The 12,580-nt window shown below is 35.6% G+C and carries 8 protein-coding genes; all 8 read right to left on the bottom strand.

Annotated features, from left to right (window positions below; genetic code table 11):
- Positions 1-180: 180 nt before the first annotated feature.
- The gene (locus tag NYE52_RS04515) at positions 181-915 is read right to left on the bottom strand and encodes a hypothetical protein (protein ID WP_341191959.1); all 735 of its coding nucleotides are present in this window, start codon (positions 913-915) and stop codon (positions 181-183) included.
- 41 nt (positions 916-956) lie between these two features.
- Complete coding sequence (locus tag NYE52_RS04510) at positions 957-1,649, bottom strand: hypothetical protein (RefSeq protein WP_341191958.1); 693 nt, start codon at positions 1,647-1,649, stop codon at positions 957-959.
- Between the two features lie 195 nt (positions 1,650-1,844).
- Complete coding sequence (locus NYE52_RS04505) at positions 1,845-4,757, bottom strand: glycosyl hydrolase 115 family protein (protein WP_341191957.1); 2,913 nt, start codon at positions 4,755-4,757, stop codon at positions 1,845-1,847.
- 345 nt (positions 4,758-5,102) lie between these two features.
- Positions 5,103-5,297 carry a hypothetical protein gene (locus NYE52_RS04500; protein WP_341191956.1) on the bottom strand — a complete coding sequence of 65 codons (195 nt, stop codon included), beginning with the start codon at positions 5,295-5,297 and terminating at the stop codon, positions 5,103-5,105.
- Between the two features lie 666 nt (positions 5,298-5,963).
- Positions 5,964-9,179, bottom strand: a complete 3,216-nt coding sequence (locus NYE52_RS04495; RefSeq protein ID WP_341191955.1) for an AAA family ATPase — start codon at positions 9,177-9,179, stop codon at positions 5,964-5,966.
- Positions 9,160-9,867: a hypothetical protein gene (locus NYE52_RS04490; protein WP_341195112.1), complete on the bottom strand. Its 708-nt coding sequence runs from the start codon at positions 9,865-9,867 to the stop codon at positions 9,160-9,162. The genes NYE52_RS04495 and NYE52_RS04490 overlap by 20 nt, the downstream gene beginning before the upstream one ends.
- Positions 9,827-11,236 carry a hypothetical protein gene (locus NYE52_RS04485; RefSeq protein ID WP_445669090.1) on the bottom strand — a complete coding sequence of 470 codons (1,410 nt, stop codon included), beginning with the start codon at positions 11,234-11,236 and terminating at the stop codon, positions 9,827-9,829. Before NYE52_RS04485 ends, NYE52_RS04490 begins: the two co-directional genes overlap by 41 nt.
- Positions 11,212-12,489: a hypothetical protein gene (locus tag NYE52_RS04480; RefSeq protein ID WP_341191954.1), complete on the bottom strand. Its 1,278-nt coding sequence runs from the start codon at positions 12,487-12,489 to the stop codon at positions 11,212-11,214. Before NYE52_RS04480 ends, NYE52_RS04485 begins: the two co-directional genes overlap by 25 nt.
- Between the last annotated feature and the right edge of the window lie 91 nt (positions 12,490-12,580).

The following is a 12,580-nucleotide window of genomic DNA, read 5'->3' as shown; positions in this document are numbered from 1 at the left end:
AAACTAACGATGAACGGGAAGCTAATATCCTTTTTCTTATCATTTTTCAGCTTAATCCCGTAATACAAAAAATATAAACTACCAATAATAAAATAGATTGCTATCATCATAATCACTATGGCCTAGAGCCACATCCTCCTCTTGTTTTTCATCGGAGATTTATTATAAGTAGATATCCACTTAATAATAAACCCTCTTCCCCTCCCAACTAACAGGCGCCACTACTCCTTCTGTTTTATAAGCTAGCGAAATCTCTCCTGATTCGTTCGGGTATTTCACCTTTTTAATGTTGTCGTATTCTTCTAATGGTAGATCTTTTATTAGGGTATTTGTAAAATAGATGGGGATATTATTTTGTTGAAATTGTTTAATCCACAGTTGAATTTCATCTGGATTTTTTAAAGGGAATCGTTTCAATGCCATTTTTCCATCTTGCGCGCGTCCCTTCATGGCTAATTCTATGCAAATCCAATAGGTACCAGGACCGTATTTTCTCCCCGTAAGAACGACAATAAACCGTCCCATTGTCACACTTTCCATTGTTTCAAAAGGAAGATGGAACTCCTGCACTTCTTGAGTTTTTCGATTTTTTATTATTTGGCTGAAACCTTGTTGGTCTAGTTCAATAGACACGTCGTAATCAAGGATTTTGCGTGTATGTCTTGCTAACACAATCCCAATGGCTATCGGCAATATCGTAAATAATCCAATGAGTATTACTGGCCAAACCAAGGCTTCTACTAAATATACATGGACAGCCACCCCAATTAAAGCAACTGCTACTCCGAAAAAGAAAACACTACCGATGATATTCCCCCATTTATCTTTCTTTTTAAACTGATTAGAATAGGTTAAATCCGTTTCTCTTGTATAGAAAGAATCAAAAGCATAAAGTTCATTTATGTCCTGTTCCATTTGACACCTCCTTTTGGTAGCCATTCAGTCGTATAATCCTATTATTCACTGATGACTTGCTGCAGCATTTTATACTTTTCTGGATTTTTCTTGTAGCTTCCTTTAATCCCATTTTCATATGGAGGATCGGCGATATATTTGGGAATTCCATTTTCCCTGATTCGATCATCTATTTGTTTCAGCTCTTCTATTTTCATTCTTGTATCTCCCCAAATATCTACATTGGTTCCATCTTTGAAATTAACATAGTAATCAAAACTTTTTTGCTTCGACCTTGCCTTATCAACAACTACCGAATCAATATCTTCCCACGCGTATGTCTTTTTTTCACCAGGCCAAAAGGGATCATAAATAACGCCGTTTTCTTCTATTATTAAATAACTGGAAAACGCCAAATACATAACTGGTATACAAAGGAAAATCAACCATAAAAATCTTTTTGCGTACTTCTTAAATGTCAATTTCGCCCGATTTACAAAAATGAATTCTAAAAAGGTAGGAATAATTAACAAAGCAATCAAGAATATCATCAATTCATACAGAGGATGCATTACAGTAGTTATTAAGAAAGAATCAGCCGTAGCAAAATAGTTACGTTGTAAATGCTCCATTCCCTCTAATCCCCCAAAGGCAATGGCTATTCCTGAAGCAATATAAAGGATACCCAGTACAAGATCTTTCCACTGGCGCTTATTCTCTTCCTTCACCGCTTTTTCAAAAGTCATGTTTCCCATCTATCGTTTCCTTTCCTTTTTTCGTCTTTGGTAATAGTACGATTTTGCTTACTTTAAGTTTCTAGGTAATTGGTCTGTTTATGGAAAGAAAATAGAATACCAATGAAAAAGAGGCTGTTCTGAAATAGAACTAAAATAAAGCAAGTAGAGAAAAATAAGCTATTTATCTCTACTTGCTTTTTCCTTATTTAAATGTTACTTCCCCACATAATAAGTTTCCGTCGGTCCTAAATAACTAGCTGCCGGCGTCTTACCTTCAGGATAAATTACTAGCTTTTCCAATACAAATCCTGGGCTTACTGCATAAATTCTTAGTGTATTCAATCCTGCTTTACACTCGATTCGATGACAGTATTTATGGATATTATTCAGCACATCCATTCCCCAATTGTCACTTTTCCCAACGATATATTCTTCTGGGATAATATTAACAATATTGATGTCATCCTCATTTGCTTGGATACCACAGAATAACGTATTATCCTTCGTGACTGGATTAGAAGGCTGCAGATATAATTCTACTTCATGCGTTCCCGCTTCCTGTACGACAAAATGGTATTCCAGATAAGGTGCATTCTCCCCTGCTTTAAAATGCATGGTTGTCGGAAAAGCCTTCATCGCAGATAATGTCTTGCCATAGCCCTCAAGCACTTCAAATCGGTAAATGTCCCCCTGTCGAGTCACCGCTTCCTTGTTTAAAAAATAATGCTCTGCTTCTATCGCAATATAGCCATTTGTATCTACAAAGGTTCGTTCTGAGAATTCCCTGTAATCACTTTTTGACGCGTATACTAGAATGGTACATGTGCCACAAGGCATTTCTACGACAATACGTCCTTCTGTCTCGTCGCTCATCTTCTTACGATTAATCTTCACCTGAATGACTTCCGTTGTTTTTTCTCTACCATCTAAGCTGCCACTTGTCTTCAAACATGTTAGCCACTGATTTTCACAAGTGATTGTAAAGTCCGCATTTTTGTCACTCATGCTAGAAATAGTAAATGTGGCTTCCTCTATATGTGGCTGTAGGAAGGCATCTAAATACAGCGTATTATTATGCCACGCTGGGCCCTCTGAATGCTGATTGGTCCCATCTATTGAAACGACTAATCGCGGTTTATTAGCAGGCAATACCTGCATAACAATTGGATTTTGGCAGCCTTCTTCATTCCAGTTTGTAAAACCGATATGCTCTGACATCCCCATTCCATACCACTTCCCATTATCAATGGTATGATATTGCTCTACTAGTTCTCTATCTCTGTTCAAACACGCTCTAATCTGTTCCGCTAATTTATTTGCTTCTACTTTACCAAGCTTGGCATCATAATGATTTTTCCCGGTAAGTAGCCACATCTTCTGCAAATTCAAATTTCCTACAGCTGGATAATAGACCAAAGAGAAATACTTTGATAATTTCTCTGTGTCCACTTGCTTATATAGCTCATCCGCAGCATTTAAAAGATAATCGATTTGCTTTAATGCTTGATCTATTTCCATATAGTGAACCGGATGATAAACTTCAGCATTCATATGCTCTGGTCTGCGATTATGTGCCATTTTCGTGTAGCCTGTTAGGAGCTCAAAAACCTTCTCCTTTTCCTCCTCATTAAATACGCCGTCAAACTGGGTATCAATCCATTTTCTCGTATAATCATCTGTCTTATTTTTTGCAGAAGTTCCCCATTTTTCAAAGTCATAAGCCAAATCCAAGAAATAGGATAACGGGAATTCCTGTGTAGCAATATCTCCTACATTTACAATCCATAAGTCGCGAACGCCAAAATCGTAAGCCATTGTCATCTGCTCCCATATCTTTGGAAGATAAGAGCTGTTTATCCATTCATACGAAATTGGTCCGCCATGGTAATCAAAATGATAGTACATCCCATACCCACCTGAATGGCTACGCATTTCTTCGGTTGGCAAGGTACGCAGATTTCCATGGTTATCATCACAGAGCATGAGGATGATATCTTCAAGCTCCTCGGAGCCGATTAAGCCCGGTGTATGTTCATCCCCATAAAAGAAGGGCTCCACTTCTTTATATAAAGCTAGCATTCTCGGAACTTCTGAAAGATTGGGATTAATCGTTTCTTGGATTAATTGATTCTGCGTCTTTATGACTTCTCGCAGTAATTCGATATTATCTGCAAGGGTAGCATCTTTCCCCATAATAGTTGTATCCGCTTCCCCGCGCATCCCAACCGTAATGACATTTTCAAAGTTTCCGTTCCGCTTCAGACCATCTTCCCAAAACTTCGTAATCCCTTCTCTATTTGCAATAAAATTCCAAGCTTCTCCATAAATAGAGTCCTTCCCACGCAAATATTTATATTCCTCTCCATTTCGCAAACAAGGCTCATGATGGGATGCACCCATGACTACCCCATATTCATCTGCAAGTTCTGCATTTAACAAGCCTGGTCCATCCTCACTAAAACGGGCAGACCACATAGCTGGCCATAGATAATTCCCTTTTAACCTCAGCAACAATTCAAATACATGATCATACATTTCCGCATTAAAGCCACCAAAATTCTTCGTCGTCCAGTTTCCAAAAGCTGGCCATTCATCATTGATAAAAAAGCCACGGTAACGAACAGACGGCTCTTTCGAAAGATATTTTAAATCTCCATTTAATGAGAATGACTCTTTCCGCTTCGGTTTGACATCACACCAATCTACCAATGGAGAAACACCAAGGAGCTCTGATAAATGAAACAAACCATAGATTGTACCACGTTTATCACTCCCAGCGATTACTAGCGCTTTTTCCACCTCTTCAAAGGGATGATCGATGACTTGAAATAAATATACCTCCCTCTTTCCTTTCACTTCTGACAGATCAATCAGCTTTTTCTCTTCCAATTCAAGAAGCATTGGGCTATGATCTAAGGTTCCATATAAAACAGCATGCTTCCCAAGCTTTTTTCTATCTGTAGTCGCTTGTGGCGCATAGCCAAATACTAGCTCCACGTCCCCCATAACCTTTCTAGCTATTTTATGTATTCCACTAAATGCCTCTTTTTCTTGATAAAATAAGGAGCCAGAATCATCCGTTGTCGTTACGTTTTTTAACATGTCTTGGTTAATTAGGAATTCCATTTAAACACCTCTTCTATTGATTAGGTTTCAGACAGATTTTTTACAACTAGCTAATGTTCTTGTAAGCGATTACCAATGGTTCTATTACAAATAATAACATATTCTATTATTCAGTCTATAACTATATGAATACAAAATGATGCCTATTACATAGTTTGCTACTACTACATCCTTTGTTAGAGAGAAAAAGTAGAAAAATATATTCTTGTTCCATTTAATGAAAAAAGACAAAGATCTATGACCTTTTACAACACTTAGTTGATATATTGAAGCAAGCTCCCATCTGCTCACAACTGAAAAAGGACAAGGTATCCCCTGCCCTAACATACGCTTATTCTTTTTCGTTTAACCTCTACTCATTTCTTCCTTAGTCTTTTCAAAAAAAGCATTCACTCGCTTCCCGATAGCCTCCTCTGAAATGGTCAAAAGCTTACCATCCCCGACAATCTGCTTCCCTTCCACAAACATATCTTTAATAGCATTCGGCTGCATCGAATAGACAATATTTGCAATTAAATTAGTTTTTGGTAATAATGACAAATCATTCGTATCAATCGCCACATATTTTTATAAGATTAAATAGGATCTCTCGGACTCACTCCCTTTTAAATAATATGTTTTGTCCTGAATCGAGTAACCGGCAAAAGGAAAATAAGCGGAGGTTTTCCGGCTAAATGCAAAATAGAGCTTGTTTCGGGATAAATAAGGGTAGGTTTTCCGATTATGCAAAGCAAAATCTCTCTTTTTCGCATTTTCCGAGTCAATAAGCGGATTCTCTCCGTCTATTTAAGCATTTTTTAATAATAATTACTAAATAAGCGAAAATTTTCCGTCTATTTTTCACCTCAGATGCTTTACCTTATACCACAACCACAGTGCGGACCCTCGATACTCAAAACGGCACTGCAAAGGACAGAAGACTTGACATCATTACTATGCCAAAGGTAAGGTAATTCCATAGAAACCTTGATAAATAAGGAAAAAGACGTATGCCAATTCATACGTCAATTCTTGTGTTATTTAATTAGAATGCACCCGAAAACGGAACTTTCTACTATTAGAATAGAAACTATTTTAATTATTGCTTTACTTAATCTTTGAAATAGTAGTGTATAAGCTACGGACCTAATGACATCATACCTTATTTCTTAAATGGTTTTACAACTTACTTGTATGGGAACTGAATACCTATCTCTATTGGATCAATTAATCAGTCACTTTATCTCTAACTCGTTTGACTTTAAACACTGTACTTTTAGGTATATTGGGATTGTGGTGCACAACATAAGCCTTAGAGAAACGATATAAATAATCTTCCTCATGAGATTTTGGAGTAAGAATGATCATTTTCCGTTGCAATTCTTGTTCATATAATCCAAACACTTTTTCCTTTCTTCCTTCATCAAGTGCACTATCAAATTCATCTAGTACGATGTATCCTGGCGATGCTTCGATTGTTTGTAATAATGCTAGTGCAAACAATAAAGAACTGAGTGATTCTTCTCCACCTGAGACTCCCTTCCCAACTTTCCCACCTCGTGCTTTAACACTTACATCCTCTAACTTTCCACGATGTCCTTCTTTTCTTGCTTTAATAAATAAAGTATAGCGAATTTGTCCTCGGCGATCGGTATTCATATCCCAGTCAATTTTTCCTTCAAAACCGAATATAGACATATAATTAATAAATTTCTGATTCACACCGATGATTTTCATATTGATCGTATCTTCTAAATCCTCTTTAAACTGTTCCATTCGTTCTGAATATTCTTCTAATAAAATTTTTGATTTTTTCACTTCATTTTCTGATCGATCATATTCTTCTTTCATTTTTGCATAGTTCTCTGGAGCTGCTTCATCTATCCCAGGTTCAGTTATCGCAAAATCAAAGGTTACTTTCCCATTATTACGTAATTCCTCTGATTGAGATTTTGTCAACTCAGAGAAATGCCCCATCTCATCATGGAACTTATCCACTAAATCTCCCGAGATTTCTTGAAGCTTTTGTACTTCTTTTCTTGTACGAGAATATCCCTCTTCGTTTGATACACGCTCTTCAGATCTTATTTTTATTTGCCTTTCAATTTGTTCGATTTCTCGATCTTGATAATCAAGATCGGTTTCTAAATCTTCTAATTTCCTAATTAACTGTTTTTCTTCACGACGTTTTGTATCTAGTGTATCTGAAATCTCATTTAATTGATTGTTTTTTTCTATTTTATTTCGATGAAGTTCAGCTAGTAGACTATTTAATCTTTGAACTTCCAATATTTTTGCTTGTTCTTTCCGAAAGCGTTGGTAGATTTCTAAATATTCTTGGTGGATTGACACAGCTTGTTCCCATTTAGCGAATAACTTGCTTTGTTCATTTAATTCATCTTGAATCATTTGATATTCATTCTCTATAGCTTCTTTCTCTTTGCTTACCTTTTCAAACTGACTCTGCCGCCATTCTCTTTCATTTTCTTTCGTTAAAAAGGCTTCTGCCTCTTTAAGTGACTCTCTCCTGCTAAATAAGATAGAGTTTCGATTGTTAAGCTCCTGTATTTCCTTTTCCAGTTGAAGCTTTTCTTTCTTTAGCTGAGTTAACTCTTCCTCCAATTTAACTTGGTGGAATTTCAGTACTTTTTCACTTAAAATAATTCTTTTTCCCTCTTGTGGTCCTCGAATCCCCTTATTATCTATAAGTTGGCCATTAAGGATTAAAGGTTTCTCTTCTTTAAAAAATGATTCTACCCACCAAAGCGCTTTTATTGCATATGGATAAAGATAGTCATCTAGATGATCTTTAACCTTTAAATGTTTGTCAGGTAAATGTATCAATGTTTTATCTGGGACTAAGTCGGGTAAAGAAACATGATATAGATCATTAGGTGCTTGAAATACTTTTTTATTAACGAATATAGTATATTTAATCGTGTCGAATAAATATTCATCTTGCTGGCTAGCTGTCTCATCTAATTCCACAAGTTCTCGTAACGGGTAAACATCAATTTGATTTTTTTCGAAAAATCGGATGGACTGCTCTTGACGAGGATTATACACTTTATTATTTTTTAAGAGAGACAGCTCTTTTTCAATCTTTTGATTCTTTTCATTCAACTCTCGTAATCTATCTTTATTTCGTTCTATATCACGATTGTTTGTTTCCATCTCCCCTTGAATCGCATTACTACTTTTATATGTTTCTATCAAATCTTTGAATTTTCTTTTCTGCTCTTTATCCTGTTTAATCTCTAGAGACAATTTTGCTTGTTTTGAAGTTAAGTCATTCAGATAATTCCATAGTTTTTGTGCCTTTGTAATCATTGATTTAATAGAATCATCTATCTCTTTATATTTCTTCTCTGCTTCCCCTAATTTTACTAACACATCCTCTTCTGACATACCAATACGGTCAACTTGTTTTGTGATTTCCGAAATCTGGTCGGAAATAGTGTTTATTTTTTCATTCGTCTCTTTTAGCTGTTCATTAATTTCTTTTACTTCTACTCTAAATTCATTATCTTGATTTTCAAGCTGGTTAAGCAGCGTCCTGAACTGTTCAAGTTCTTCTTTTTTCTCAACAAAATGAATTCTAATCTCCTGATTGGTATCAATCTTTTCCTTTTTATCCTCTAATAAATCTTCAATTTGAAATTTCAAAGAGTCGATTTGCTTTAGATAGTATGCTTCTAACCATTTTAATCCTCTGAAATATTGGTTAAAGCCTTCTTCACGTCGCCGATTACGATCATGATACCTATCAAGTTCCATTTTCTTTTGCTTTAAATGCATTTTATTGAGACCTTGTTTGCTTTCTGCTTCTTTTAAGCTTTGTTCTGTTTCCTTAACAAGCTCCTTACTTTCTTCCCAGTTTTTCTGGATTTTATCAATACCGTTCATCTCACTAAAAATTCGAAAACGTTCCTCTGGATGCATAACTGCAAACTGATTTACTTCTTTTTGATACCAAATCAAATAAAAAGCATCAGGATCGACAGCATACTTATATAGCACTTGATTTTTATATTCCGAAAAATTCAAATTACCGCCGCTAGTGAATTTCGTGGTTCGCTCCCATTTATCAATTTCGTCCCCTTCTTCAATATAAAACTCTCTCTTTATTGGCTCTCCAGGTTTTTGTTCAATTTCCAAACGGAATTGAACAAAAAGAGGGGCATCCACCTTAATTCTCCCTGCATTTTTGAATAGAAAATCAATTTTTGCTCGCCAAGTATGATCAGAAGGCAGATTATTAGACTTTAGTCCTTCCACGTCTACTTTACTGGAATAAAGAACCCCACCTATACAAAATGTGACGGTTGATTTACCTGCTCCGTTTGGTCCAGAGATAAGAATATGATCGAGTTCCCCAGATAAATCCATTACAGTTGGAATATAATCCCTAATTCCTGAAAATCTAATCCTCCAAGGTATCATTCTGTAAACCTCCATTCATGTTGTAGCGCTTAAAGAAGCGAAGAACATCCTCCATATGAAGCTGATTGGATTGACTGAACTCTGCGTATCTTCGTAAAAATGAATCAGAAAATAGATGGGTACCAATGGTTGTTAATTGGTAAGCCTCTTCATCCGAGTTAGTATTATATATTTCGATTGCTCCGATTTTTTTTAGTGGATCTAAATTAGCTTGAATTTTTCTTGTTACCTGTAAGGATTCATGACCGAAACTATTTATCAATTGAGAAAATAATGTATATTCATTTTGAAGCACTTCTTGATGGTAAAAAATAAACATAAGAATCGCCAAGCTCTCTTTATTTAACACATTTCTTGCTTGTTTTGCAGGGACACGCATCAACACCACTACTTGATTTCTTCGTTCATCATAAACAACTTTGAAATACCGACTAACTGCTTGATTTACTCGCTTTAAAAAAGAAAAAAATGCTTCTTCCTCATTTGCTCCAAGTAATTTCTCCACCTCTTTGCGGGAAAGCCCAAAGTTCCCCTGTCGAATCGTTGCCGAGGAGGAAAATAAAATTTGCATAAAAGTAAGCTCTTCTTCTTTAGTTAAAAATCCTTGTAGCGACTGTAATGCATACAAGGGATTATTGTTAATAGATTCATTTGCCTCGTTTTCTAATTCCATAGCTTCCTTGTTCATCATCGGTCCACCTCCAATCTCTTTTTTCCATATTACCTAGTAATTTTCGGTTTGCTTTTTCATCAATATCTGCCTTTTTATTTGCCACCAGTGCAGATACTCCGATTAAACCATTTAATACATCACTCCATTTTTCAGAGCCAGCTTGTATAACTAACTCATCTAATCCGGCTTCTTCTACCTCAGCAAGGTATTTTTCAATATGCTCGGTATGAATCATTTGCTTCGTCATTTGCCATTTTGAATCACCCATTACTTCTTCTAACTTCTCCTCCATGATTTCTTCAATCTCTTGAAAATCAGCATCCATCTTTTCTTCAATTTCATCTGTGATAGGTTCATAATTCTCAATATAGTCTATACCTTCAACAATAGCGGTAGGAGATAATGGGCTAGCGAATTTAATCGGAACCCAAAGGCCCTCCATATTTTCATCCTCATACTGTCCTTGTTCCATAAAACTAAGAATTTGATGAGCATTTGGAATATCTGAACCCATTGGCGGATCAAATGTTTGCACGATAAAATTTCTTAGTAAATCTGGTTGTATCGTTTCAATAAAATTAGTCTCTTGTATATGTGCAAACTTCAAAATTTTGTTAATGGTACCAAGGCTAATCTTGGTTCCTTCACTTATAGCTGTCATACCCCTCTGCTTGATAGATGCAAATACTAATTCCTGATCCAATGTCTCAAATTTAGCTAGACGTTCCACCATTTTCATTTCCAATTCTTTCATCAGTTGATGAATTACTTCTACTTGTGATAACGCATTTCGATCAGCTAAATATTCTAGTTCTCTTTCCTTTAGTAATAAAATTGCTTCTTCTACATTCTTGATCATACTAGCTAATTTATTTCCTCCAGAAATACCTTTGTCATCATAAGCTTCACTAATTTCTGCATCTCTTTTTGCTTGAAACAAGGATCTGGCCACATCGTCATTCATATAATAAGCAAGTGAATCATTTGCCAATCGAATTAATACATCCATCATTCTTTTTCCTAAATCGCGCATCTTAATGCGCTTCGCTGTCTTCGTTATCCAATTAAATTTCCCTAATATATAGATTAAGTGCTTCACATATTCAATAGTCATCTCTTCATCGTATCCATATGTGTGACGATACCGATAAAAGAGTGTGTCCTCATTTTCAATTGGATCAGTGATACCAAGTGCTTCCTGATTAATGAGATTAAGTATGCGTATAAAGCGTAATACATTCTTTGGAGCCTGAAATGATTCTTTATCACTTAATTCATTCAAAACACCAGCTAAAGCAGCCATATCCCGCATTGTTTGGAGTAGCTCTGGTTTCTCCATATCCATGTTAAAAATAGAAATTAAGGATTGATCCATTTTTTCCAAAGTTCTACTCCTCCAATCTCCTGCTCCTGTTCTTCTTTCTTAACCTGTATAGCTCTTTCATATCGCGATTGAAACTCTTCAAAATTTAGTGCGACTTCTAATGGTGGAACAACCCATTTAGTTATTGCCTGAAATTTTTGTACCGTTTCTCCTACTTCTTTAGCAATGATGAGTCCTGCTTCATCAACATCTGTCCAAATAATCACTTGTTTAACAGTAGAAGCCAACTGTTCAATTAATCGTCGATGCGCGGACCTTAACTGGCCATCTATCCCTAATATAAAACTGTTAGAGCCTATTAAAAAATCCCTTTCATAACCCATCCGCGTTACAATCCCTCTATTCTCAACTAACCACAATACATCGGCTTCCGTTTTAAATTCCTCGGTGAAAACCGCTAAATCTGTAGTTGCATGAATTGCTCCATAATTGTATGAAGCACTATCCCCCTGCATTGGTCCAGTAAAATATATGGAAGTAATCGTACCTAAACTACTTAGCCCAAGTAAATGTAATGGATACTCAAGTAACTCTTCGGCAACCTCAATAAATTCCTTTTTGTATGCATCAAATTCCTTTGATCCGCCTATTTTCCTGTAATACCTTGCACCAATTTGCTTCCAATCAAAATGATGTTCGACCATTGAAATTTGATAAAAAGCTACTAAAAAGTGTAGAAATAAAAGTTGTTTTTGAAATCTCCAAGTAGAATTAATACTGTTAATTTTATCTTTTGCTACAATTTCATCTAATATATCTTTTAATCTATTAAGCTTGTCTATTCGTTCATGATTATGCGCGGAAGAACAATTCTTTATATTAATCCATTGATTTTTCCATTCGAGAATGGATTCAGTTCTCAATGTTTCTTGTTCAGCCTCCATTTGTTTTTTATATTGGAATAAAGACAATCCCATGCGAAACTGTTCACTTTTCACAGTTCGTTCGTCTTTTGCCAAGCGATATTCTCTAATAATCCATGCATTACGAATAAATTCATAAATTTCATCTGTAAGTACAAATTGTTTCTTAGACTTTGGACTTGCAAAGCCACTCACCAAATGTTCTGGAGGGTTAATTTGATGATTAATCCCCACCGTCAACATCGCAACAGTCCTTCTAGTTCGAGAAGTCTTTTTTATCACAGGAATATCTAAAATTCCATTATTCTCTCTAATGTCCAGTAAATTAAGCTCCTCATTTTTCAATAAGATATATTTATATAAATAATCTTTCCATGCATTATTTATCAAGCTTTAGTCCCCCTCTATCGGTACTTTTATTTTATCATAGAGCTAGGATTTACTTTCTATTAAAGAATTAACAATTTATGTAATATGGACT

It is taken from the genome of Niallia sp. FSL W8-0635 (assembly GCF_038007965.1).
Classification (GTDB): domain Bacteria; phylum Bacillota; class Bacilli; order Bacillales; family Cytobacillaceae; genus Niallia.
The sequence above is the reverse complement of the archived record's forward strand: the minus strand, read 5'-3'. Positions and strand labels throughout refer to the sequence as shown.

Bases quoted from the DNA above. Each gene is read 5' to 3' on its own strand.
- NYE52_RS04515 (WP_341191959.1), bottom strand. From the start codon at position 915: ATGGAACAGGACATAAATGAACTTTATGCTTTTGATTCTTTCTATACA.
- NYE52_RS04510 (WP_341191958.1), bottom strand. From the start codon at position 1,649: ATGGGAAACATGACTTTTGAAAAAGCGGTGAAGGAAGAGAATAAGCGC.
- NYE52_RS04505 (WP_341191957.1), bottom strand. From the start codon at position 4,757: ATGGAATTCCTAATTAACCAAGACATGTTAAAAAACGTAACGACAACG.
- NYE52_RS04495 (WP_341191955.1), bottom strand. From the start codon at position 9,179: ATGATACCTTGGAGGATTAGATTTTCAGGAATTAGGGATTATATTCCA.
- NYE52_RS04490 (WP_341195112.1), bottom strand. From the start codon at position 9,867: ATGAACAAGGAAGCTATGGAATTAGAAAACGAGGCAAATGAATCTATT.